The 23,601-nt window shown below is 59.9% G+C and carries 27 protein-coding genes and 1 pseudogene; 16 read left to right on the plus strand and 12 right to left on the minus strand.

Annotated features, from left to right (window positions below; translation table 11 throughout):
• Positions 1–270 precede the first annotated feature (270 nt).
• Positions 271–1,161: a radical SAM protein gene (locus HYN24_RS07960; RefSeq protein ID WP_117608752.1), complete on the minus strand. Its 891-nt coding sequence runs from the start codon at positions 1,159–1,161 to the stop codon at positions 271–273.
• Positions 1,161–1,586: a thioesterase family protein gene (locus tag HYN24_RS07965; protein ID WP_117608753.1), complete on the minus strand. Its 426-nt coding sequence runs from the start codon at positions 1,584–1,586 to the stop codon at positions 1,161–1,163. The genes HYN24_RS07960 and HYN24_RS07965 overlap by 1 nt, the downstream gene beginning before the upstream one ends.
• 75 nt (positions 1,587–1,661) lie before the next feature.
• On the opposite strand from HYN24_RS07965, the gene HYN24_RS07970 reads away from it, so the two are divergent.
• From HYN24_RS07970 to HYN24_RS07980, 3 genes are all read left to right on the plus strand, one after another.
• Complete coding sequence (locus tag HYN24_RS07970) at positions 1,662–2,024, plus strand: YajD family HNH nuclease (RefSeq protein ID WP_117608754.1); 363 nt, start codon at positions 1,662–1,664, stop codon at positions 2,022–2,024.
• An 8-nt stretch (positions 2,025–2,032) separates the two neighbouring features.
• The gene (locus HYN24_RS07975) at positions 2,033–2,446 is read left to right on the plus strand and encodes a secondary thiamine-phosphate synthase enzyme YjbQ (protein ID WP_117608755.1); all 414 of its coding nucleotides are present in this window, start codon (positions 2,033–2,035) and stop codon (positions 2,444–2,446) included.
• A gap of 386 nt (positions 2,447–2,832) precedes the next feature.
• Positions 2,833–3,159, plus strand: coding sequence for a hypothetical protein (locus HYN24_RS07980; protein ID WP_117608756.1), 327 nt, complete (start codon positions 2,833–2,835; stop codon positions 3,157–3,159).
• A gap of 20 nt (positions 3,160–3,179) precedes the next feature.
• Here the strand turns inward: HYN24_RS07980 and HYN24_RS07985 are convergent, their stop codons facing one another.
• The 3 genes from HYN24_RS07985 to HYN24_RS16295 all read right to left on the minus strand — a co-directional run bounded on the left by HYN24_RS07985 (position 3,180) and on the right by HYN24_RS16295 (position 4,958).
• Complete coding sequence (locus HYN24_RS07985) at positions 3,180–4,103, minus strand: DUF808 domain-containing protein (protein ID WP_117608757.1); 924 nt, start codon at positions 4,101–4,103, stop codon at positions 3,180–3,182.
• A gap of 1 nt (position 4,104) precedes the next feature.
• Positions 4,105–4,284: a hypothetical protein gene (locus tag HYN24_RS07990; protein WP_162888661.1), complete on the minus strand. Its 180-nt coding sequence runs from the start codon at positions 4,282–4,284 to the stop codon at positions 4,105–4,107.
• 158 nt (positions 4,285–4,442) lie between these two features.
• Positions 4,443–4,958, minus strand: a complete 516-nt coding sequence (locus HYN24_RS16295) for a prepilin-type N-terminal cleavage/methylation domain-containing protein (RefSeq protein WP_117608759.1) — start codon at positions 4,956–4,958, stop codon at positions 4,443–4,445.
• A gap of 160 nt (positions 4,959–5,118) precedes the next feature.
• Between HYN24_RS16295 and parE the strand changes: the two genes are divergently transcribed.
• The 5 genes from parE to HYN24_RS08020 all read left to right on the plus strand — a co-directional run bounded on the left by parE (position 5,119) and on the right by HYN24_RS08020 (position 9,756).
• The gene (gene parE, locus HYN24_RS08000; protein ID WP_117608760.1) at positions 5,119–7,068 is read left to right on the plus strand and encodes a DNA topoisomerase IV subunit B; all 1,950 of its coding nucleotides are present in this window, start codon (positions 5,119–5,121) and stop codon (positions 7,066–7,068) included.
• Positions 7,069–7,187: 119 nt separating this feature from the next.
• Positions 7,188–7,451, plus strand: coding sequence for a hypothetical protein (locus tag HYN24_RS08005; protein ID WP_117608761.1), 264 nt, complete (start codon positions 7,188–7,190; stop codon positions 7,449–7,451).
• The gene (locus HYN24_RS08010) at positions 7,444–8,355 is read left to right on the plus strand and encodes a patatin-like phospholipase family protein (protein ID WP_240327638.1); all 912 of its coding nucleotides are present in this window, start codon (positions 7,444–7,446) and stop codon (positions 8,353–8,355) included. The genes HYN24_RS08005 and HYN24_RS08010 overlap by 8 nt, the downstream gene beginning before the upstream one ends.
• A gap of 72 nt (positions 8,356–8,427) precedes the next feature.
• Positions 8,428–9,366 carry an N-acetyl-gamma-glutamyl-phosphate reductase gene (gene argC / locus HYN24_RS08015; protein WP_117608762.1) on the plus strand — a complete coding sequence of 313 codons (939 nt, stop codon included), beginning with the start codon at positions 8,428–8,430 and terminating at the stop codon, positions 9,364–9,366.
• 84 nt (positions 9,367–9,450) lie between these two features.
• Positions 9,451–9,756, plus strand: coding sequence for a DUF1330 domain-containing protein (locus tag HYN24_RS08020; protein WP_117608763.1), 306 nt, complete (start codon positions 9,451–9,453; stop codon positions 9,754–9,756).
• Here the strand turns inward: HYN24_RS08020 and HYN24_RS08025 are convergent.
• Positions 9,737–10,588 (minus strand): type IV pili methyl-accepting chemotaxis transducer N-terminal domain-containing protein, encoded by an 852-nt coding sequence (locus tag HYN24_RS08025; RefSeq protein ID WP_117608764.1) that lies wholly within the window; start codon positions 10,586–10,588, stop codon positions 9,737–9,739. The genes HYN24_RS08020 and HYN24_RS08025 overlap by 20 nt on opposite strands.
• A 97-nt stretch (positions 10,589–10,685) precedes the next feature.
• Between HYN24_RS08025 and HYN24_RS08030 the strand changes: the two genes are divergently transcribed.
• On the plus strand, positions 10,686–12,599 hold the full coding sequence (locus HYN24_RS08030) for a radical SAM protein (RefSeq protein ID WP_117608765.1): 1,914 nt from the start codon (positions 10,686–10,688) through the stop codon (positions 12,597–12,599).
• Between the two features lies 1 nt (position 12,600).
• On the plus strand, positions 12,601–12,975 hold the full coding sequence (locus HYN24_RS08035; protein WP_117608766.1) for a hypothetical protein: 375 nt from the start codon (positions 12,601–12,603) through the stop codon (positions 12,973–12,975).
• 58 nt (positions 12,976–13,033) lie between these two features.
• Here HYN24_RS08035 and HYN24_RS08040 read toward each other — a convergent pair whose 3' ends face one another.
• The 3 genes from HYN24_RS08040 to HYN24_RS08050 all read right to left on the minus strand — a co-directional run bounded on the left by HYN24_RS08040 (position 13,034) and on the right by HYN24_RS08050 (position 14,561).
• Positions 13,034–13,414, minus strand: coding sequence for a DUF3597 domain-containing protein (locus tag HYN24_RS08040; protein ID WP_117608767.1), 381 nt, complete (start codon positions 13,412–13,414; stop codon positions 13,034–13,036).
• Positions 13,415–13,539: 125 nt separating this feature from the next.
• Positions 13,540–14,163, minus strand: a complete 624-nt coding sequence (locus HYN24_RS08045; protein ID WP_117608768.1) for a cysteine hydrolase family protein — start codon at positions 14,161–14,163, stop codon at positions 13,540–13,542.
• A complete protein-coding gene (locus HYN24_RS08050) occupies positions 14,160–14,561 on the minus strand; it encodes a 4-oxalocrotonate tautomerase (protein WP_117608769.1) in 402 nt (133 codons plus the stop codon). The genes HYN24_RS08045 and HYN24_RS08050 overlap by 4 nt, the downstream gene beginning before the upstream one ends.
• Before the next feature lie 87 nt (positions 14,562–14,648).
• On the opposite strand from HYN24_RS08050, the gene HYN24_RS08055 reads away from it, so the two are divergent.
• From HYN24_RS08055 to HYN24_RS08065, 3 genes are all read left to right on the plus strand, one after another.
• The gene (locus HYN24_RS08055) at positions 14,649–15,578 is read left to right on the plus strand and encodes a LysR family transcriptional regulator (RefSeq protein ID WP_117608770.1); all 930 of its coding nucleotides are present in this window, start codon (positions 14,649–14,651) and stop codon (positions 15,576–15,578) included.
• Between the two features lie 33 nt (positions 15,579–15,611).
• The gene (gene parC / locus HYN24_RS08060) at positions 15,612–18,011 is read left to right on the plus strand and encodes a DNA topoisomerase IV subunit A (RefSeq protein WP_117608771.1); all 2,400 of its coding nucleotides are present in this window, start codon (positions 15,612–15,614) and stop codon (positions 18,009–18,011) included.
• A gap of 119 nt (positions 18,012–18,130) precedes the next feature.
• Complete coding sequence (locus HYN24_RS08065) at positions 18,131–18,463, plus strand: hypothetical protein (protein WP_117608772.1); 333 nt, start codon at positions 18,131–18,133, stop codon at positions 18,461–18,463.
• A gap of 85 nt (positions 18,464–18,548) precedes the next feature.
• Here the strand turns inward: HYN24_RS08065 and HYN24_RS08070 are convergent, their stop codons facing one another.
• The 3 genes from HYN24_RS08070 to fliL all read right to left on the minus strand — a co-directional run bounded on the left by HYN24_RS08070 (position 18,549) and on the right by fliL (position 20,468).
• Positions 18,549–19,100, minus strand: a complete 552-nt coding sequence (locus HYN24_RS08070; protein ID WP_117608773.1) for a phasin family protein — start codon at positions 19,098–19,100, stop codon at positions 18,549–18,551.
• Positions 19,101–19,253: 153 nt separating this feature from the next.
• The gene (locus tag HYN24_RS08075) at positions 19,254–20,048 is read right to left on the minus strand and encodes an NAD-dependent deacylase (RefSeq protein ID WP_117608774.1); all 795 of its coding nucleotides are present in this window, start codon (positions 20,046–20,048) and stop codon (positions 19,254–19,256) included.
• An 18-nt stretch (positions 20,049–20,066) separates the two neighbouring features.
• A complete protein-coding gene (gene fliL, locus HYN24_RS08080; protein ID WP_117608775.1) occupies positions 20,067–20,468 on the minus strand; it encodes a flagellar basal body-associated protein FliL in 402 nt (133 codons plus the stop codon).
• 222 nt (positions 20,469–20,690) lie between these two features.
• Here fliL and trmA point away from each other — a divergent pair.
• The 3 genes and pseudogenes from trmA to HYN24_RS08095 all read left to right on the plus strand — a co-directional run bounded on the left by trmA (position 20,691) and on the right by HYN24_RS08095 (position 23,530).
• Positions 20,691–21,778: pseudogene (gene trmA / locus HYN24_RS08085) on the plus strand (tRNA (uridine(54)-C5)-methyltransferase TrmA).
• Between the two features lie 84 nt (positions 21,779–21,862).
• Positions 21,863–22,132: a hypothetical protein gene (locus HYN24_RS08090; protein ID WP_117608776.1), complete on the plus strand. Its 270-nt coding sequence runs from the start codon at positions 21,863–21,865 to the stop codon at positions 22,130–22,132.
• 57 nt (positions 22,133–22,189) lie between these two features.
• Positions 22,190–23,530 (plus strand): DEAD/DEAH box helicase, encoded by a 1,341-nt coding sequence (locus tag HYN24_RS08095; protein ID WP_117608777.1) that lies wholly within the window; start codon positions 22,190–22,192, stop codon positions 23,528–23,530.
• Positions 23,531–23,601: the final 71 nt, after the last annotated feature.

Genomic DNA, 23,601 nt, shown 5'->3' on the forward strand with positions numbered 1-23,601 from the left:
CATGTCCGGACACAATATAAGTCGCGATTTGGATGAGACGACTGGCAGTTGATGCCCGATGTCTGCTTGACGGTCCGCGACGATTTATTTACCCAGAATATCCCTGAGCAGCACGATGAATGCGGCGAAAATCGCCAATCCGGCAGGTATGAACGCAATAAGAAGTTCCAGCATTAGACGGATACCTTGTCGGGATTCCAAGGTAATCAGCATATGCCAATGCCACATTTTTTGTAAATATGGCAAACGTAATAGTCCCTGTCGCCCGGCTTAAAGCCCCCTCGCCCATGCCGGACGTAAATGTGCAGCCTCGGGCGATGCAATGGCCGAGCGAACCTGCTGCAGCAGTCGCGCCTTATCAGCCCCGAGCGTGCCCTTGAGGACCAGCCAGTTCGACGCGTGATCACTACGAAAGACCGTCCGTTTTAATTCCAGCGCCGAGAGAAATTGCTCCATCTCGACGAACAATTCATGCTGATTCAACGGCTCCCAACCAGGAAATCCGGCGCGAAAGCGTGCTTCGCCCTGGGGAAAGCTGACCACCAGGGTGGCCAGGTACTCAGGCTGCGTTGCATTGGCCAGCCGTGCGGAGTTTTGTGCATGCTGCGACGACAGAATCTTGCCGCCCAGACCGTTCAATATCATGACCGAGCGGGTTATACCCGCCGCGCCGAGTTTGCCCAGCGCCTCGCAGGTGGTGTCAAATGTTTCGCCCTTGTCGACGGAAGTCAGCACCTGATCGTCCCCCGACTCGGCACCGACATAGACCATTTTCAGGCCGGCGGCAGCCAGTTCATTGATTTCCGCTTGTGACTTTTTACGCAAATTTCGCGGCAGGCAGTAACTCGAAATCCGCCGAACAGCCGGCATGTAGGTGTGGATGGCTTCAAGGATGCTGATCAGGCGACGGGTCGGCAGGACCAGCGCGTCACCGTCAGCCAGAAAGACGCGGCGGATGTCACCGCCATATCGCTGACCGGTCAGGCGAATGCTTTCGAGAATCTCATCCTCGCCGCGCGCCAAAAATTTCTTCTGCGGCGCTGTGTACATTTCACAAAATGTGCATTTGTTCCACGAACAGCCGTCGGTAACCGGCAATATAAGCGACTCCGCTTCGCTCGGCGGGCGAAAAACCGGCTCGACGTAGCGGATCGGAATCATCAGGCGGCCGCCCTGGCGACAAAGGCTCCCGGCACCGAGGTCGCCTTGCGGACGCTGTAGTCGAAGAACATGATGCCGTGCTTGCCGCGCGCCACTTCACGGCCACTCGCCTTGTCGCTGAGGCGCCAGACGAGGTCGCAGCCATATTTGTTGAAATCATTGGCCGCCATTTCGATGACCAGCGTCTCACCATGGAAAGCTTCGGAGCGATACTGCGCCGCGACATCGGCAACCACGATACCCACACCTTCGACATTGAGTTCGGTATAGCCGAGCGATTTGAAGTAGCGAACCCGCGCCTCGGAAACCAGCGAGATCAGTTGGGCATTATCGAGATGATTCCCGTAGTTGATATGGCCGATATAGATCGGAATTTCGGTGGAAAACGAAAAGGATTCGGGCAGGTCGATTTTGATGCGCGGCATGGTGCGTATGGATTCGTTGGCAAAGACACATTTTAGGGGTTGCGACGTAAAATCGGGAAAACACGGGAGTCTTTCATGAAAACCATCAATCACAACCGCCTCGACCAGGTCGTTCTCGATGCCCGCAAGGCCGCTGACACCCGCGCCGAAGGCTACCGCGAACGCGCCCTGAAGATTTATCCGTGGATTTGCGGCCGTTGCGCCCGCGAATTTACCACCGCCAACCTGCGCGAACTGACCGTGCACCACCGCGACCATAATCACGACAACAACCCCAACGACGGCAGCAACTGGGAATTGCTCTGTCTCTATTGCCATGACAACGAGCACCAGAAGCAGATCGAAGCCGACCGTGGCTACACCGACAGCAGCAAGCGCGGCGGAAGTGCCACGCACAATCCCTTTGCCGCGCTGCAATCCTTGCTCAAGAAGGATTGAGCTGTCCCATGGCCGAACAGCACCATCTTGTCGTCACCACCCGTGGCCGCGGCTCGGTCGACATCACCGATGACATTGCTGCATTGGTCAGGCATGCGGTGGCCAATACCGGTGTCGCCCATGTTTTCGTGCGCCATACCAGTTGCGGCCTGGCCATCACGGAAAATGCCGATACCACCGTTCGTCGCGACCTCGAAACACTGATGCAACGCTGGGCCCCTGATGGTGACCCGGCCTATCGCCACGACCTCGAAGGCGACGACGACATGGCCGCCCACGCTCGCGCCCTGCTCACCGGGGTCTGCCTGACCATCCCGTTTTCCAATGGCCGCCTGCTGCTCGGCACCTGGCAAGGGATATATCTGTTCGAACATCGGGCGCAGGGACATCAGCGCGAAATCATCGTTACCCTGACGGCCTGATTAGAGAAAATTTCGCTAGGGAATTGCCCAGGCGAATTCTGTCGCTATTTAGTGACAGTGTAAAACAGCGGAAATACCGTGAATTTTCCGGATAGCGGCAAATGCTTGTCGCTATAGAGCGACAGCGATCAGCCGCGTAAAAATATAAATCCGTTAAATATCAATAACTTAATAACTGGCCCGCTACTTGCAATAGCTATGGGGACAACATCGTCGATGAGACCGATCCCATGCCCAGCCAATCAGACACCGCAGCGAATAGCCTTACAACTGTAAAACCGCCGCTTCGGTCAGCCGGTGGCTTCGGCGGTACGGGCTGAGCACATTTTCAGCCTTTGATCGCCATCACGACAGCAAAACCCGAGTAAACACCGGAGCACAGACACATGACAGACAAAGCGGCAAGCCTCTTCCCGGCCACCAGTCTGATACGCCATATCAGCCTGGCCAAGTTGCTTCCATTTTTCAGAAAAGGAAACATCCAGGATTCACTGTCGCCACAACTCGGTTCGTCAGTGTTTTCACTGCCTGATTATTCAGCACACTTCGTCGCTGAAGACGACATTTGCCCCCTGGTCGAAGCGGAAGTTTTCATGCTCTTTGGCCGGAAGAGTGATGCTGAGAAAGCGCTGGCCTCTGGTTTGAAATCAGGTCGCATCACCGCCAGGGCATACTTGCGCTTCTGGTCAGAACAGGCCGCCAAGCGGGCCTAAGCATGTCAATCGGTATGCCCTTACGCTGCCCTGCCCGCCAACCGCTTGCGTACCGCGGTCGTCGCCAGCATGCCGCACAAGGCCAGGACGCCCGCCAGCACACCAACTGCCGCGTCAAGCAGCAGCGATATCGGCGCACCCATCACACCAGCCATCCCGGCAACCTGCTCGATACCATGATGAACGGGCGGCATGCCGTGCGACAAAATCCCCCCGCCGACCAGGAACATTGCCGCCGTACCGACGATGGTCAGAGTCTTCATCAGTTTCGGCGCGGCCAGCAGCAGCCCTTTGCCGACAGTTTTCATGACGCCACGTCCCTTGAGCAGCAACCAGGCCCCGACGTCATCCATCTTGACGATGCCGCCGACCAGCCCATAAACGCCGAAAGTCATGAGCAACGCAATGCCGGCCAGAACCGTCAATTGCGTGGTAAAGGGCTGGCTGGCGACAGTGCCGAGGGCAATGACAATGATTTCGGCCGACAGGACGAAATCAGTGCGAATCGCGCCCTTGATCTTTTCTGCCTCGAATACTTCCAGATCAACCGCCTCATCGGCCACCGCAGCCAGTTCAACGGCATGCTCGGCAGTATCTTCGCTGGCGCTGTGCAACCAGGGATGGGCCAGTTTCTCGACGCCTTCGAGGCACAGATAAATGCCACCAAGCATCAACAGGGGCGTCACCGCCCAGGGAATGACCGCGCTGATCACCAGGGCGGCGGGAACCAGAATCAGCTTGTTTTTCAGGGAACCAACACAGACCGCCCAGACCACGGGCAATTCGCGTTCGGCGGCAACGCCGGCCACCTGCTGTGCGTTCAGCGCCAGGTCGTCGCCGAGTACCCCGGCCGTCTTCTGGGCTGCAACCTTGGTCAATACCGCGACATCATCGAGGATCGCGGCAATATCGTCGATCAGGACGAGCAGGCTGGCGCCTGCCACCTCAGGATTCCTGACCGGAAGAAGTCTCCAGTGAGAACTCGCGTATCCATGTCGCCCGGCGATCAAACGTTGACCGGCGGTCAGTCTGCATTTCCCCGTCGCAGGTCTCGTAGGGCGGCGGCTCGATATGGGTCCTGACCCGACGCTCGGCCTGACGTTGCTGCTTTTTTCCGTCTGACATTTTGTTATCCATAAACTGCTCCTCGACTAACCTGGAGGGTAGCTGCATTATGCCACGCCAGCGCAATGGCGCGAAATCGGGAAAAACTTCGGGGCCGATTCAACACCATCAAGACCCCTTGCCGGAAATCAGCAAATAGGCAGGCAAGCAGCCTACATTCAGCAACCTGAGATATCCGTGCTGACGATTGCGCCGGCACCGCCGTTTAAATAGTTGACCCTGCAGGTGGCGGGTGTTGGCGCTGCCGTATATTCCCATCGTAGATTGTTGGCCGACCAGCGCACGGTGAAATCTCCATATCTGACTGTCACACTTGCATTATTGCGACCATAGCCAAACCCGATATTGGCACCGCTCAAGGCATTTCCGATGCCATCCAGCTGCGAATCGGGATGCCCACCATAGACGCGGATCGCTGTCGTGTCACCGGCAATCGCTGTGCCATTGGGATAGACGGTAGCAGTCCCAGATTGGGAACTCAGTCCTTTGACGACGACACCGGCAGCAATCAGCGCATCGGCCGAACGAACGGCGGCTTCCAGGGCCCTGACCGATCCGATACGGGCATCCCGGTGAATATTCGCATATCGGGGAATGGCGACCGCAGCCAGTATGCCAAGAATGACAATGACGATGACCAATTCGATGAGGGTAAAGCCATGGTTGCGGCGCATGCTTCTCAGGATATGACATTTGAATGTCGGATTGTAATTCTACCGTCGAAAAAAACACCTTGTGAACCGATCATGAAGGAGCGGTCGCGGCAAGGTAGAATCCACCGGTTTTGACTGTCGGTCGTGACAGCCTGTGAAACTCATCCGTTTTTGAAAAGCCATGTCTGAATACTCCGCCTCATCCATCCGCGTCCTGAAAGATCTCGAACCCGTCAAGGAACGTCCCGGCATGTACACCCGGACAACCTGCCCGACCCATATCATTCAGGAAGTCATCGACAACGCGGCCGACGAGGCGCTGGCCGGCTACGCCAAAAAGATTGCCGTTAGCGTTCGGGCCGACGGCATCATCGAGGTGTCCGACAATGGGCGCGGCATCCCCGTTGAAATCCACCCGGACGAAGGCCGGCCGGCGGTCGAACTGGTTTTTTGCAAGCTGCACGCCGGCGGCAAGTTCAACAAGACCGAATCAGGCAACGCTTATCGCTTCTCCGGCGGCCTGCACGGTGTCGGCGTCTCGGTAACCAATGCCCTGTCGATCCGCCTTGAAGTCGAGATCAAGCGTGGCGGGGGCGTGCATCACATCGCCTTCGGCGCCGGCTTCGTGACCGAACCGCTGTCGCGCATTGGCGATTGCGGCCAGCGCAATACCGGGACGACAGTACGCATCCAGCCCGACCCCAAATACTTCGACTCTCCGAAGATCAATCTGCCGCAACTCGAGCACCTGCTGCGCTCGAAGGCCGTGCTGATGCCCAATGTCACGGTCGAACTCGACATCGAAGGCCAGGACAAGAAGGTCTGGTGCTACCAGAACGGCATGGCCGATTACCTCAACGAAATGATGGTCGGTACGCCGGTCGCGCCGATTTTTGTTGGCGAAAAGTATGTCGACACGGCCAACGGCTTCTCCATCGGCGAAGGTGCCACCTGGGCCCTCGCCTGGTTCGAGGAAGGCGGCGGCAAGCCGGAAAGTTACGTCAACCTGATCCCGACGCTGGACGGCGGCACCCACGAAGCCGGGCTCAAGGCCGGTGTCTTCGAGGCGATCAAGACCTTCGCCGAGCATCACGCCATTCTCCCGGCCAAGGTCAAGCTGGCCCAGGAAGACGTCTGCGGCCGGATGACCTACCTGCTCTCGGCCAAGGTGCTCGACCCGCAGTTCCAGGGCCAGACCAAGGAAAAGCTGACCAGCCGCGACGCGTACAAGCTAGTGTCGCAGATGGTGCGCGACCCCTTCGAATTGTGGCTCAACAGCCATGCCGATTTCGGCAAGAAGATCGCCGAACTGGCGGTCAAGGCGGCGCAGAACCGCATGAAATCGACGCAGAAGGTCGAGAAGAAGAAGTCCTCGGGGATCGCCACCCTGCCCGGCAAGCTGACCGATTGCGAATCCGACGATATTTCCCGCAACGAGGTCTTCCTGGTCGAAGGCGACTCGGCCGGCGGCTCGGCCAAGCAGGGCCGTGACAAGGAAACCCAGGCCGTGCTTCCTCTACGGGGCAAGGTGCTCAACACCTGGGAAGTCGACCGCGACCAGTTGTTCAAAAATAACGAAGTCCATGACATTTCCGTCGCCATCGGCGTGGACCCGCACGGCATCGACCAGATTGACAGTGTCGATGTCTCCGGACTGCGCTATGGCCGCATCATCGTCATGTCCGATGCCGACGTCGACGGCAGCCATATCCAGGTGTTGCTGTTCACGCTCTTCCTCAAGCACTTCCCGGCACTGGTCGAGCGCGGCCACATCCACGTCGCCCAGCCGCCGCTCTTTCGCGTCGATGTCGAGGCGCGCGGCCATACGCGCAAGGTGTATTGCCTTGATGAAGCCGAGAAGGAACAAACCCTCACCAAGCTGCGCGACGAAGGCGTTTCGGAAAACAAGATCACCGTCTCCCGCTTCAAGGGCCTCGGCGAAATGAACCCCGACCAGCTCTGGGAAACCACGCTTTGCCCCGATACTCGTCGCCTCGTGCCGTTCCAGGCCAGCCGCGAAACAATCAAGGAAATGACCACCACCTTCACCCTGCTCATGGGCAAGGGCGAAGCTGCCGGTCGCCGGGCGTGGATGGAAAAGGATGGCGGCCTGGTCGAGGCCGACGTCTGACGACAAAACCACAGGCCAATCTGTTACAAAAGATCACTCCCGGGTAGCCGTAAACCCGGGAAAATCCTGTCGGAGGATTTCCCGTCACGCCGGAATCAAAATTTCAGCAGGATCACGACATGAGCAAATCAATCGCCTTACCCGTCATCGTCACCGCCGCCTTGCTAGCTCTGGCCTTCACGCTCAACCCATCGCCCGAAAAGCACCGGGAAAAAATCAAACAGGTGATTGGCGAACGCAGCCAGATCGAGCGCGTACTCGGCATTGGCCACCTGACCTCATTTGTATCGAAATACCACTCTCTGGGTGTCGCCTCTTACACCACCGTCGACGACAAAATCACGTCAACCGGCCTCTTTGGCCTGGTCTTCGTACATGATTGATTCAAGCCGCCCCGCCACCAACATGCCCGATCAGATGCCACCTCTCCACATGGTCAGCCGGCGCCGCCTGCTCGGGGCCAGCCTGCTGCTACTGGGTGGCTGTGCCAGCCTGATGCCTGGCAAGCCGACCGTACCGGCCCGGCCCAAGATCGGCCTGGCGCTCGGCGGCGGCGCAGCACGCGGCTTCGCCCATATTGGCGTGATCAAGATGCTCGAGTCACACGGCATTGTCCCCGACTACGTGGTTGGCACCAGCGCCGGCGCAGTCGTCGGTTCGCTTTACGCCGCCGGCTACGACGCCTTCGTCATGCAGAAAATTGCCCAGCAGCTTGACGAGAAAATATTTGCCGACTGGACGCTCGGCGGGCGTGGCCTGCTCAAGGGTGAGGCCCTGCAGGAATTCATCAATCAGCATCTGAAAAACCGCCCGCTGGAAAAGCTCAACAAACCGTTTGCCACTGTTGCCACCGATCTCAATACGGGGGAACGCGTCGTCTTCCGGACCGGCGACTCGGGCATGGCTGTCCGTGCCTCAGCCGCCGTGCCGGGCGTATTTCAGCCCACCCAGTTTCGCGGCAAGAGCTATGTCGATGGCGGGCTGACCAGCCCGATCCCGGTTCAGGCTGCGCGTGAAATGGGCGCCGACATGGTTATCGCCGTGGACATCTCGGCCCGGGCCGAAGGCCAGCCGGTGGACAGCCTGACAGCCATCATCTGGCAAACGACAACGATCATGGGCAGCGTGATCGGAGCCAGCGAACTGCGCAGCGCCGACATCGTGATCCGGCCGACGCTGCCCTACGTCAAATCCTGGGATTTCGCCGCCCGCAACGACGCCATGCTCGAAGGCGAGCGCGCCGCCCAGGCCGCCCTGCCTGCGATCAAACAGAAACTCGGGCGTTGAGTCGACGGTATCGCCAAAGCATCACAAATTTCTGCCAAAATTCAATTTTTGAAACACTCCAGCGGATTCACCATGACCTACAAAGTCTTTGTCGACGGCCAGGAAGGCACCACCGGCCTGCAGATCAACGAATATCTCGCCAAACGCAGCGATGTCAGGCTGCTCAAGATCGACGCCGACAAGCGCAAGGATCTGGGCGAACGCAAACGGCTGATCAACGAATCCGACGTCACCTTCCTGTGCCTGCCGGACGAGGCTGCCAAGGAGTCGGTAACCCTCGTCGACAACCCGAACACCTGCATCATCGATGCCTCGACGGCACATCGCGTCAATCCAGACTGGACCTTCGGCCTGCCCGAACTGGCCCCCGGCCAGCGTGCCCGGATCCGCGCCAGCAAGCGCATCGCCAACCCCGGATGCCATGCCAGCGCCTTCATCCTGGCCTTGCGCCCCCTCGTCGTCGCCGGCCTGCTGCCGTCGGCCACGCAGATCGCTGCCAATTCGATCACGGGCTACTCGGGCGGCGGCAAGTCGATGATCGCCCACTACGAAAGCCCGGAACGCATCAATGCGCCGCGTCCGTACGCCCTCAGCCTGGCCCACAAGCACCTGCCGGAAATGCAGGCTTATACCGGCCTCACTGTCGCACCCATCTTCCAGCCCATCGTCGGGCCGTTCTACAAGGGTCTGGCCGTTACCGCCTATCTGCATCCGCAGCAGTTCACCCGTGCCGTGACCCCGGTCGACGTCCAGAAGATCATTGCCGACTACTACGCCAAGGAAGCCTTCATCCGCGTCCTGCCGGTCGATCTCGACGCCACCACGGCTGGCGGTTTTTATGATGTCGAGGCCAACAACGACACCAACCGCGTTGATATCGCCGTCTTCGGCAATGTCGAGCGCATGCTGGTGGTGGCCCGCCTCGACAATCTCGGCAAGGGCGCCTCGGGCGCTGCTGTTCAGGCCATGAACGTCCATCTGGGCGTAGAAGAAAGCCTCGGTCTGGTCTGATCCAAGACCTACCCCCATCAACCTGCCAACGGCGCTACCGCCTCGGCAGGTTTTTCTTTATCCATCGCACAGAAAGCCCATTCGATGAGCGATAGCATCACCACCTATGTCATCGGTCACATCACCATCAAGGATGCCGACCAATGGGCCAGCTACCGCAGCCAGGTGCCGGCAACGCTGGCCCCGTGGCAGGCCGAACTGGTCTTTCGCGGTGAAAAGCTGGCGGTGCTGGGCGGCGAACATCGCCACAGCGACACCGTCGTCATCCGTTTTCCCAATGCCGCGTCAGCCAATGGCTGGTTCAACTCGGCGGCCTATCAGGCCCTGATCCCGCTTCGCATGGCGGCAGCCGAGGTTGACCTGATCAGTTTCAGCGCGCCTGACGCATAGTTTCGAGGTAGTCGCGCGCGTATTGCGCACTGGCCAGGTCGAGTACCTGGGCAATCCGCTCGCTGCTCGTCACGACATTCTGCACGGCCTTGCCATTGCCTTTTCCATCGGCCGCCAGCCGGCCAATGGCACTATCGAAGAATATCCACTGATTTTTGGCCAGGCCGACCGCATCGCGACTGGCTGAGGAATTTTCGCGGGCACTGTCGAGTTCATTCAGACCCGTCGAAAACTCCTTGCGAGCCTGCTCGATGTCGACCAGCACGCCCTGGGCGCGACTGCCATCCAGAGCCACCAGATAGAGTCGGGCCAGGCGCTGGGAAAGCATGTTCAGGCGCGACGAAAGATCGATCAGGCGGCCCACCGAGGTTTCGCTCTCGGCTTCAATCAAGAGGCTCAGCTTGCCGGCATGAATCATCAACTCATCAGCCAGTTGGTTGACCCGTTCGCTGCTGGCAGGCCCCGGTGACTGTTTCAGGGCGGTGCGAATTTCCTGCCAAAGCTCGTCGCATCGGGCCAGTTCGCGCTGAACGCTGGCTTTTCTGGCGAAGCTGCCGAGACGGCTCAATTCGGCATTGATGTCAGCCACTGATACGTCAATCTGCTGTTGGGCCACCGCTGCGTTCAATCCCATGCCGGCCTGCTGGTAGAGTTTCGACAGGCGCTGAGCCTGCATGCGCAGACGCCCGGCACTGACGATATCGCTGGCAACCTGCCCGGCCCCGCCATCTTTTCCCGCCGCCCATGCGCCTTGTGGCAGGAATGTGGCCAAACTGGCGACCATCAGGAAGAGAACAGAAATGGTCTGGCGAACAAGGTGAAATTGCAGCATCGGGGAGCGGTATGGGTGATAAAAGGGCGTGCATTGGACCACGCCAACATTGCAGTCCCTTTACAAGCGCGCCGCTTGACCTATCATTCGCCCCACCATGTCCGACGCCTGCCCCCGCATCCTCGCCGTCATCCCGCCGATGACGCAGCTCAACACCCCCTACCCGGCGACCGCCTACCTAACCGGCTTTCTGCGCTCGCGCGGCTTTCACGCCGAGCAGACCGATCTGGCGCTGGCGCTGGTGCTCGAATTGCTTTCGCCAGAGGGCCTGCCCAAGATCAAGGCTGCTGCCGAAGCCATTCCTGGCAAGAAGCGTTCGAATACGCTGAAAATTTTTCTCAACGAATTCGACCGTTACCAGGCCAGCATCGGCCCGGCAGTTGCCTTGCTGCAGGGCCGCGATGGCTCGATTGCCCACCGCATCTGCAGCCGCGCCTTTCTCCCCGAAGGACCGCGCTTTGCCTCGCTCGACAACTATCTCGACGACGACGGCGGCGACCCGCTGGCCTGGGCCTTCGGTTCGCTCGGCGTACAGGACCGGGCGCGACATCTGGCGACGCTCTACCTCAACGATCTCGCCGATGTTCTGCGGGAAGCCGTCGATACCCGTTTCGAATTCGTCCGTTACGCCGAATCGCTGGCCCAGAGCCAGGCCAGTTTCAACCCACTGGCCACAGCACTGGCCGCGCCGCCAACATTGGTCGATACCACCCTGCAGCAGTTGACCCGAACCGCCATTGACCAGAGCCACCCGAGCATCGTGCTGATTTCCGTGCCCTTCCCTGGCTCGGTCTATGCCGCTTTCCGCATCGCCCAGACCATCAAGGCGGCAAATCCGAAGATCATTACCGTCCTCGGCGGTGGCTACGTCAATACCGAGTTGCGTGAACTCGCCGAGCCACGCGTTTTCGACTATTTCGATTACGTCATGCTCGACGATGGCGAAAAGCCGCTTCTCGCATTGTTCGAGCACCTTGCCGGCGAGCGGCCGCGCCTCAATCTGGTTCGCACCTTCACCCGCGTCGACGGCAACGTGCGTTATTTCAATGCCAGCGAGCCGGATATTCCTTTCGAGGAAGTCGGCACGCCAACCTGGGATGGTCTGCCGCTCGACCGCTATCTGTCCCTGCTCGACATGCTCAACCCGATGCACCGGTTGTGGTCGGATGGGCACTGGAACAAACTCACCGTCGCCCACGGCTGTTACTGGAAGAAATGCAGTTTCTGCGATGTCAGCCTCGACTACATTGGCCGCTACGATGCCGCCAGCGCCAAGGTTTTGGTCGACCGCATCGAGCAAATCATCGCCGAAACCGGCCATACCGGCTTTCACCTCGTGGACGAAGCCGCCCCGCCCAAAGCATTGCGCGCGCTGGCCGAAGAATTGCAACGACGCAATCTGGCCATTTCGTGGTGGGGCAATATCCGTTTCGAAAAATCCTTCACCCCGGAACTCTGCCTGCAACTCGCTGACAGCGGCTGCATCGCCATTTCCGGTGGTCTGGAAGTCGCCTCCGACCGCCTGCTGCAACTGATGAAGAAGGGCGTCTCGGTCGATCAGGTGGCGCGTGTCACCCGCGCCTTCACCGACGCCGGCGTGCTCGTTCACGCCTACCTGATGTATGGATTCCCGACGCAGACCGTGCAGGACACCGTCGATGCCCTCGAATATGTCCGCCAGTTGTTTGCCGAAGGCTGCATCCAGTCCGGTTACTTCCACCGCTTCGCGTGCACGGTGCATTCGCCGGTCGGCATCAATCCGGCGGAATATGGCATCAAGCTGCAGCCGCTGCCCCCCGGCAAGTTCGCCAGAAACGATGTCCAGTTCATCGACCCTACCGGGGTCGACCACCACAGCCTCGGCAAGGGGCTGAACAAGGCGCTCTACAACTACATGCACGGCATCGGCCTGGATAGCGACGTGCGCAGCTGGTTCAGCGAAAAAGTGCCGCGCCCGACGGTGGCCCGCCACAAGATTTCGCGGGCGCTGTCGGCGCCGCATACGGTCTGAGATGAACTGGGAAAAGCCAACCCCGGCGGCGATCTCCGAGCGCGGCATGCGCGTCGCCCTGATCTTTGCCCTCGCCGCCGAGCGACTGACCGCTTTTTATGAATATGGCCAATGGCTGACCGAAGCCCAGGGCGCCAGCCTGGCAGCCGACTGGCTCAGTCGCTCGAAAAACAAGCTGCCGCTCAACGAACGCCGGCAACTTTCTGCCCTCAGCGACCACTTGGCCCGCCACATCGAAAGCAGCCTGTCACGCGAGGCCGGGATGTACACCGCCCACGAAATGATGGAGTCGCTCGACCCCAACCACCACTCGGAAATCGCCGAATCGCTGATGGTCGAATGCGAACGCCTGCTTGACGAAGAGCAGGCCGACTAGGCGGCAAAAACAAAAAGGCCCGTGCGAGAAAGGCCTTGGCGACGATTTCAACCGACGTTCAGAGCAGTTCCTTCGGGATGTTGCCCTCGTTGTCAGCCAGCTTCTGTAACACGGTCTTGTGCAGCCACATGTTCATCTGCGCCGAATCGGCCATCCTGTCGGCCGGGCAAGCCAGTTCAGTCGCCAGTTCCTTGCGGGCGGCCAGACTACTGTCCAGCCCGAGCAGCTTCATCAGATCGACGATCGATGTCTTCCAGTTGAGCTTTTCGGCATGCTGCGCGGCCATTCCTTCAAGTTTCGCCACGACATCGACCACACCCATAGCCATCGGGGCGACCACGGTAGCGGCAGCGGCGCTGACCGGAGCCGACTCAGCCATTACGGCCTGCGGCGCATCGCCAAAACCGAGTTTGGACAGAATATTGCTGAAAATTCCCATATCAACTCCTTGTTGTCGCCTGGTGCTCCGGCCAATCCGGAGCACCAGGCGATACTAAGGAGAATCAATGACCGGCTTGGTAAAGAATTATTAAAGCTTGACTCGCCACACCTGCCAAGCTGCCGTCAGGCGACATTCAGCGTTGCCAGCAAGGTGGTATCGACAATTTCAGCAATGCGGTCACCAAGACCCGCCAGTACGGCCGCGTTCACCTGCGCCGCCGGTATCGCTTTGCCATCCGGCCCCGGCAGATCTCGGGTGGCGCTGGCATCGGCCACGACGGCAACCCGACTGCCACGATGAAAGGCGTCACGGGTCGTCGAGTCGACACAGTTATGGGTCATGTAGCCGGCAATCAGGAGGGTTTCAATACCCCGCGCCTGCAGTTCGTCGGCCAGGCCGGTGCCCGAGAAGGCCGACGGCAAATGTTTGTGGATGACAAGTTCACCAGCGGCCGGGACCAGCCCATCGATGGGGGCGGCGCCGACTGAATCCGGGGCGAAGATCGGCGCACCGGCCGGGGCGCGGTGCAACACGTGGATGACGGCAACGCCGGCTTGATCGGCCCAGGCACGCAACTGGCGGGCTGTGGCACTGGCTGCGGCCTCATCAGGCAAGGCCAGCGGGCCCTGGCGATATTCGTTCTGATAATCGATCAGCACCACGGCAGTTTTGGCGGCGATCAGGGTGGCCCCGCTGTGCAGGCTGAGTGGCGCGCCGACAATCTGGCGCAGGGTGCGGGAATTCATAGGACATCTCCAATCAGGATATTGGCTTTACGGGCGGCTTGCGTTTCGCCATCGTACCCCCAGCTGTCGGCAGGTAGCTCGTGCAGCATGACGTACATTGGCGCATCACTCGGCCCGATGGCACCGGTCAGCATGGCTTTGGCGGCCGCAACGAATGCAGCCTTCTCCACCGTGCTGTTGGTGCCGGCAGTGATCATCGCCTGCAGACTGGCGGCGGCACTGACCGATAGCCCGTTGGCCGCACAGGCCCCCGCCGGCAACTGGCTGATGCAGACCACCGTCAATGCAGCTTCCTTGCGCAGAATGGTCTGCATCAGCCGCGTTGTTTCCTGCTGCAAGCGTTCAATCGTCACTGGCGGCACACTGGGGCCGGCCAGCATAATGTGGATCAGGGGCATGATTTTCTCCGTTTGAAGTGGTGGCTGCATCATTTCACCGGAGACTATTCGATACAATCCGTCTTACCGATAACAGTTTGTTGCCCTATGGAAACAATAAATCCGCTCGACCACCTCTCCGACCTTGCCGTATTTGTCCAGGTCGTCGATAGCCAAGGCTTTTCATCAGCGGCGCGGGCCATGGGACTGAGCAAGTCCGCCATCAGCAAGCGCATCAACCGCCTTGAGCAACAGCTTGGGCTGCGTCTGTTGCAGCGCACGACACGCGCCATGTCGCTGACTGAAGCCGGCCGCGTGCTTTACGAACGGGCGGCGCAGGGCGTCGCCCTACTCGACCAAAGCGCCCGTCTGGCCGCCGGCCTGATCGATGCGCCACGCGGCACCTTGCGGGTAACCGCCTCAGTCACCTTCGGCAAGCTCTGTCTGGCGTCGCTGATCCCGGAATTCCTTGCCCGCTACCCGGAGATCGAACTGCAACTGACCCTGCTCGACCGCTTTGTCGATCTGGTCGATGAAGGCTACGACGTCGCCTTGCGCCTGACCCGCACGCCACCCGAGCAGGTCGTCGCCAAGGCCCTGATGCCGGTTCGCTACCGCCTGTGTTCAACAGCCGAGGCGCTCAATGGCCGAAAAATCGAACACCCCACCGACCTGGCCGGCCACAACTGCCTGCATTACGGCCTGCGGGAATTCGGCAACGAATGGCGATTTCAGCGGGGCGACGAAGAAGCGCGGGTGAGCGTGACGAGTAACGTCGTGGTCAACAACAGCGAAGTCGTGCGCGACCTGCTGCTCGCTGGCCTGGGTATCGGCCTGGTCTGGAACTACGCCGTCGACCGGGAAATCGCCGATGGCCGACTCCTACCGCTCCTCCCGGAATGGACGCCGGTCGGCCCCTTCGGCCAGATCGCCTACGCCCTGTGGCTACCGCAGACGCACTTGCCACCAAAGATCCGGGTCTTCGTGGACTTCCTCGCGGAACACCTGCACGACACGCCGACCACCGACTTGAAGTAACATCGCGCCTGCCCGTCATTTTAGCGCCCCACCATGAGTGACCAATTGAATCTTTTCGACCCGAACGCTCCGCAAGCCGAGAGCAGCGAACCCACGCCCCCCTTGCCCAACGAAGCCGCTACGGAACTGCCTTTCGCTCTGATGGATATGCCTGCCGAGGCGTCTGCTGCCGAGCCCCCCGAGTTGCCGCCAGCAGCCAGCGGCCCAGCCTCGGACATCCCGTCGCCGGCCGATTACGCGGCCCGCCGCTATCTCGAATACGCAATGAGTGTTGTCACCGGCCGCGCCCTGCCCTCGGCCGCCGACGGCCAGAAGCCGGTGCAGCGCCGGATTCTCTACGCCATGCACCGGATGGGGCTGTACAAGAGCCCGCGCCATGTCAAATCGGCCCGCGTCGTCGGTGACGTGATCGGTAAATACCACCCGCACGGTGATTCCTCGGTCTATGACGCGATGGTACGCATGGCTCAGGACTGGAGCCTGCGTTACCCGATTGTCGACGGCCAAGGGAATTTCGGCTCACGCGACGGCGACAACGCCGCCGCCATGCGCTATACCGAAGCCCGCCTCACCCCCATCGCCGAACTGTTACTGGCTGAACTCGACGAAGGCACGGTGGACTGGAAGCCCAACTACGACGGGGCCAACGATGAACCGGCCCTGCTCCCGGCCCGCCTGCCCTTCTGCCTGCTCAACGGGGCATCGGGCATCGCCGTCGGCATGGCGACCGAGATTCCCGCCCACAACCTGCGCGAAGTGGCCAATGCCGCGGTCAATCTGATCCGCGACCCCGCTTTTAGCGAAGACCAGGTACTGGCCATGATTCCCGGCCCCGATTACCCGGGCGGCGCACAGATCATCTCGACCCCGGAAGAAATTGCCGCGACTTACCGCAGCGGTCGCGGCAGCCTGCGTGTGCGCGCCAAGTGGAAAATTGAAAACCTGGCCCGTGGGCAGTGGAAGCTGGTCATCACCGAACTGCCACCGGGCGTCTCCACCGCCACGGTACTCGCTGAAATCGAGGCCTGTTCCAACCCGGTGGCCAAGGAAAAAGCCGGCAAGAAGGTGTTCACACCGGAACAGCTCAATCTGAAAGCGGCTTTTCTGTCATCGATTTCTGAAAGCGGCGTGCGCGACGAATCGGGCAAGGAACATGCCGTTCGCCTCGTCATTGAGCCAGCCTCATCGCGTCAGGGTCAGGACGATCTGGTGCGCATGCTGCTCGCCCACACCAGCCTCGAAACCAACGCCTCGATCAACCTGACCGTTCTCGGCGTCAATGGCACGCCGCGCCAGGCCTCGCTCTACAGCATGATCGCCGAATGGTGCCGCTTCCGCCTTGCCACGGTCGAGCGGCGCACCCGCCATCGCCTGACCGCCGCTGAAAAACGCATCCATATCCTCGAAGGCCGGCTGGCGGTACTGCTTGATATCGACAAGGTGATCAAGGTCATCCGCGAGTCGGATGACCCCAAGGCCGACCTGATCAGTCATTTCAAGCTATCCGAGATTCAGGCCGAAGACATTCTCGAAATCCGCCTGCGCCAACTGGCCAGGCTGGAAGGCATCAAGATTGGCGAAGAACTGGCCAAGCTGCGTGAAGAAGCAGCCGGTCTCAACAAGCTTCTCGACTCCGAGGAGGCCTTGCGCGGCTGCGTGGCGGCTGAAATCGAAGCCGATGCAAAGAAATACGGCGACGACCGCCGCACCTTCATTGAAGCCGATGCCAAGGTCACCATGTCGGATGCCAAGACCGTCTCCATCGTTGACGAGCCGACCACCCTGATCGTCTCCAAACACGGCTGGCTGCGCTCGCGTCAGGGCCACAATATCGACCCGACGCAGCTGAGCTTCCGCTCCGGTGACAGCCTGCTCGCCTGCCTGCCCTGCCGGACAGTCGACAACCTGATCCTGCTCGATACCAATGGTCGTGCCTATTCGATCCCCGCCTCAGACATCCCCGGCGGCAAGGGCGACGGTATTCCGGCCACCTCGCTGGCTGACTTCCAGGATGGCGGCAAGCCCTGCCTGGCTGTCGCCATCAAGAACGAGGCGCTTTATCTGGTGGCTGCCAGCGGTGGTTACGGCTTCCGTTGCAAGGGCGAAGACATGCTCTCGCGGGGCAAGGCGGGCAAGGCCTTCATGACCCTGGCGGAAGGTGAATTGCCAGTCGTCTTCGCACCGGCGCCGGAAGGTGAAATTGCCTGCCTGACCAAAGACGGCCGAGGGCTGGTCTTCAATGTCGATGAAATCCGCCTGCTGCCGAAAGGCCGTGGCCTCAAGCTGATCGATGCAGACCCGGGCAAGACGGCCCTAGAAGAAATCATTCCGGTCGTTGATGGTATCGCCGGCAAGCTCAAGGGCGAACGGCTGGTGCTGTGTCGCGGCAATCGCGGTGGCAAGGGCAAGCCGCTCAAGGCACCGCGAAAATAATTCGACCGAACCTCCGGGCTGGCAGCAACTCTAAAATGACGGATAATATGCGCCGGAAGCTGCCTGCCTCGCCCGACGGGTGCACTCAGCAGCCCGACGCCTTTACACATGGAGTTTAGATGTCTCGTACCCTGATCCTGGTCATCGAATTTTTAGTCGTCACGGGCTTATGCTTCAGCATCGGGATGTATCTTGCGACCCGCTTTGAGCAGAAAAAGAAAACCAGGCGTCGTAACCTGAATCCGCACTCGCTACCGATGTCCGCCTTTTCGGTGTTCGATCATCCGGCTGCCCGCAAAACAGCCAACGACGACCCGCTGGAAGAAGCCGAATTGTTCATGATCTACGGCAAGAAGGTAAAAGCGCTGGAAGTACTGAGGGATGCGATGCTCAAAAAGCGGGTCACCCGGGCCCAATACGAAGCCTTCAAAGCCAATCACGGAATCGATTAAACTACTTTAACAAAAAACAAAAAGCCCCTGAATTCAGGGGCTTTTTTATTCAACCGGAGATTAACCCAGGAGATTGGCGCTTAACTTAGGCAGCCTTCTTGGCCTTCGGTGCGGCGACGACGTTGGCAGCCTTCATCGTGGCGGTGGTGGCGGCAGCAACGCTGGCTTCAGCAACTTCAGCAGCCTGCTTGGCAGCCTTGTTGAGGCCTTCGTAGGCTTCGTTGGCGGTCTTGATTGCAGTCTTGACAGCAGCAACGGCAACTTCGGAACCAGCCGGAGCGGATTCGAGGGCCTTTTCAACCAGACCGGAAACCTTGGCGGTGTTTTCAGCAACCTTGGTTTCGACTTCCTTGGCCAGCTTGTCCTTGGTTTCGGCAGCGATGGCGATCACGTTGCGCGAATATTCCATGCCCTTTTCGATGGACGGGGAAGCCATACCCTTTTGCAGGCTGACCAGCGACTGAACATCCTTGGCACCCAGAAGGGCGTTGATGTTAGCCATGGCGCCTTCGAAAACGGAACGGGCAGCGGCCAGGTTCAACAGGGCCAGACGCTCGATACCATCAAAGGTGGTGTTGGCGAAGAACAGGGCGGAATTGATACCGGACTTGGCGAAATCTTCGGGCTTGGTAAACATGGTTGATTCTCCTGGAGTTGGGGTAATTTTTTACCGCAGCCTTTTATGTTGCACTGCAGCATGACTCCATTCTAGCCAACCGAAACCGCTTGTCAACAGCTTTTTGTGCACCGCACCAATTCACGAAAACAAGTGTTGGATATTCCCGACATTTCAGTCGGGGCGCGGCCCCAGGCCCAGTCTGTGGAGTATTGCCGTCATCGCTTCGGCGGCACCGAGAGGCAGGTTGTAATCGACAATATCGGACAGCATGGTACGGGCCGGATTGATTTCCACCGTCGGTATGCCACTGTCGGCAGCCAGAACGACCGGCTGCGTGATATAGGGAAAGATGCTGGATGTCCCAATGGTAAAAACCATGTCGAAACCATCCTGAAAGGCATCGATAAAGCGATCCAGCGGCTCCTCCGGCAACGCTTCGCCAAAAAGCACCACTTTCGGCCGCAGAACTGCGCCGCATTGGGGACACAGCGGCGGCACCTCGCGGCCACTGAGGTCGGCGGCAGCCTCCTCATGGCTGCATTCGGTACATTCGAGTTCCTGCAGATTGCCGTGAATTTCAATGATTTCCAGGCTTCCCGCCTGACGGTGCAAACCATCGACGTTCTGGGTAAACACCATGACCCGATCAAGGTATTGATCGAGCAGAGCAATGGCCAGGTGGGCCGCATTCGGCCTCGCACCGCGACAGTTCTCCTCGATCTGGATCAGGTACTTCCACGTAATGTCAGGCCGTACAGCAAAGACATCGCCGGACAATGCATCCTCGATGCGCAAGCCCTCTTCCGTGGTTTCGCTGTCATAGAGACCACCGACGCCACGATAGGTTGGCAATCCGGAATCGGCAGAGATGCCGGCCCCAGTGATGAAAAGGACTCTGCGCGCATGACGAAGATGCTCGGCCACGCCATCAAGCGCTGCCTCAATGGCCGGCGAATACGACTGCATCGATAAGGCCGAAGCCGCTTACTGGATCAGGAAACGGGTAAACAAGGCTTCCTTGACCCCGGTCTTTTCGTCTTCGTGAATGGCATGGTTGGCCAGTTCGACCAATTCCTCGATCAGTTCCTTCTTGCCAGCCAGGGTGCGCAGCTTGGTGGCATCCTTGCCTGACAGCAAAAGGATGATCTCGTGCTGGATCTGCGGCTTGTGGGCAGCGATCAAACCGGCAGCTTCCGGTGTAGCCGGCTCAAGAATCAACCCGAACTGCAAAAAGTTTTCTTTCCCGAGATTGACCGTGAATACCAGAGGCTCGGGCGCGCCACCACCGCCGTGATCGCTAGCCATTGCCGGTAAGGGCAGGAACAGCGCCAGGACGAGCAGGATGGGCGCTAAGCAAAATCTGGCAAACCGGGGAGCGACGTTCATGACAATCCTAAAAATGATAGTTATCTCATCAGCAGACCCGGACTTTATACCGCCACGACATTAAAAAAGCCACCCTGACTGCGACGCCTAACGGCTGAAAGCCATTTCGACGTATAAAAACCGCAAAATTCCCCCTCCCCGGCATACCGGCGTATATTTCGCCCTTCGTCTTCGGCCGCCCCTCGAAATTCGGCCTTGTACCGCCAAAACTCCCGCAAAATCATGCCCCTTCCCAGCTTCGACCCAGCCCTCTATCCAACCCAGCTCGCCAGCAAACTCGCCCATTTCGAGCAAACCTTCGCCTCGCTTGGCGTCAACAACACTGTCGCCCATGCCTCGACGCCGCTGCACTACCGCCTGCGCGCCGAATTCCGGATCTGGCACGAAGGCGACCGCCTTGATTACGCCATGTTCGATCCGGAAGACCCGAAGGTGCCGATCACCCTCGATACCTTCCCCCCGCCGCTGAGTCCATCTGCACCCTGATGCCGCGCCTGCGTGAGCGCCTGGCCACCAGCGAAACCCTGCGCCGCCGACTGTTCCAGGCTGATTTCCTGGCCACCCTGAGCGGTGACATGCTGGTCACCCTGATTTATCACCGCAAGCTCGATACCGACTGGGAAGCCGCCGCCGGCGAACTGGCCGCCGAACTCGGCATCCAGCTCATCGGCCGCAGCCGTGGCCAGAAGATTGTGCTGGGCCGCGACTGGGTCCTCGAAGAATTTGAACTGAATGGTCGCCAGCTGCGCTACAAGCAGGTTGAAGGAAGCTTTACCCAGCCCAATGGCGGCGTCAATCGCCAGATGCTGGGCTGGGCCTGCCAGCAGGCGGCCGGTATCGGCGGCAATCTGGTCGAACTGTATTGCGGAAACGGAAACTTCACCATTGCCCTGTCGCCCCTGTTCGATCAGGTACTGGCCACCGAAGTCAGCAAGTCGTCCGTTCATGCCGCCCAGTACAACCTGGCCGCCAATCAGGTCGAAAACGTCGCCATTGCACGCATGTCGAGCGAGGAATTCAGCAATGCCCTGGCAGGCCGCGAAGAATTCACGCGACTCAAGGATATCGACCTGGCTCCGTTCCGCCACGCCACGCTTTTTGTCGACCCGCCGCGCAGTGGTCTGGATGCTGTCACCCTCGAACTGGCCCGCGGCTTCGACCGTATCCTGTACATTTCCTGCAACCAGCAAACCTTGCACGACAATGTCACCGCCCTGCATGACACGCACAGCATCAGCGCCTCAGCAGTTTTTGACCAGTTTCCCTACACGCACCATCTGGAGTGCGGCCTGCTGCTGACGCGGCGCTGATTTCTTTCTCTGCACGTCAGTCGGCCGCCGGCCGACTGCAACCCAGTGATGCTCAACAAGATCACCACGCCCCCGGGATTTCCCATGAAAAAGACTGATCTCTACAAAAACCTTGCCAGCAAGATCGACCGCAACATGAAACAGGCCGGCACGCCGGACCGTTTCAGCCAGGGCGCGCTCCTCGACCGCAAGGAACAGCGCAAGCTCGACCAGGCCAAGGGCCTCATCCCCTTTGCCGTCAAGCTCGATGCCCAACTCGCCGAACAACTGCGCAGCCTGGCCGAAAGCCACGAAGGCGGCCTCAATGCAGTGGTTGAAAGTCTGCTGCGCAAGGGCCTCGCCGCCAGCGTTTAAAGTTGTTCACCCTGCGCGCGGGTTAAACTCGCCCCACTGACATTACCTGCCCCGCTCATGACTTTTTCTACCCTCGGCCTTGCCGACACCCTGCTCCAGTCGCTCGAAGCACTTGGCTACACGACACCGACACCGATCCAGACGCAAGCCATCCCGGCCATTCTCGAAGGCCGCGACCTCATGGCGGCTGCCCAGACCGGCACCGGCAAGACGGCCGGCTTTGCCCTGCCCATCCTGCACAGCCTCGCGGCCGATGGCGTCAAGGTCGGCAGCAACTCGGTCCGCGCCCTCGTCCTCGTGCCGACGCGCGAACTGGCCGAACAGGTCCATGCCAGCTTCCGCCAATATGGCGAACACACCGGCGTCAGTACCTATGCCGCCTACGGTGGCGTCAGCATCAATCCGCAGATGATGCGCCTGCGTCGCGGCGTTGATGTCCTGGTCGCCACGCCCGGCCGTCTGCTCGACCTCTACAGCCAGAACGCCCTCAAGCTCAACAAGGTCCAGGTCCTCGTCCTCGATGAAGCCGACCGCATGCTCGATCTCGGCTTTGCCACCGAACTCGATGCGGTTTTTGCCGCCCTTCCCAAAAAGCGGCAGACCCTGCTCTTCTCGGCTACCTTCTCCGACAACATCCGCAGCCTCGCCAAGGCCCGCCTGCGCAACCCGCTGAGCATCGAGGTCAGTCCGCGCAACAGCACGGTCAAGGCAGTCAAGCAGTGGATGGTGCCGGTCGACAAGAAGCGCAAGACAGAGCTTTTCCTGTTCATGCGCAAGGACCGGCGCTGGGGCCAGGTGCTGGTCTTCGTCAAGACCAAGCGCGGCGCCGATGAACTGGTCGGCATCCTGCACGCCAAGCGCATCAAGGCCGACGCCATCCACGGCGACAAGCCCCAACCGGCCCGCCTGCGCGCCCTCGAAAGCTTCAAGGCTGGCGAAGTGCAGATTCTCGTCGCCACCGACGTCGCTGCCCGCGGTCTGGATATCGACGACCTGCCCCAAGTCGTCAATTTCGACTTGCCCATCGTCGCCGAAGACTACATCCACCGCATCGGCCGTACCGGCCGCGCCGGTGCCACCGGTGAAGCCATTTCGTTGGTTTGCGCCGACGAAGCTCCGCTCCTCGCGGCCATCGAAACGCTACTCAAGCAAACCCTCAGCCGCGAAGAAGAACCGGGATTCGAACCCGATCACCGCATTCCACTGACCGGCGCTGCCGCCATCGCGGCCAAGAAGCCCAAAAAACCGAAGGTCGCCGGTGGCCGGGGCGGCAAAGGCACCCCGAGCAATTGGGTCGGCTTTGATGACGCGCCCAAGCGCCCGTCTGCCCGCCCCGGAAAAAGTCCCCGGCCAGCAGGAAAAACCGGCCAGAAGCCGAACCGGTCGGGTGGTCGCTAAAGAAAATCGTGGCCAGCAATTAATCAAGGCACTTCACGCGAAGTGCCTTTTTCATGTGCCTCGCCCCCGGT

It is taken from the genome of Dechloromonas sp. HYN0024 (genome assembly GCF_003441615.1).
Taxonomy (GTDB): Bacteria; Pseudomonadota; Gammaproteobacteria; order Burkholderiales; family Rhodocyclaceae; genus Azonexus.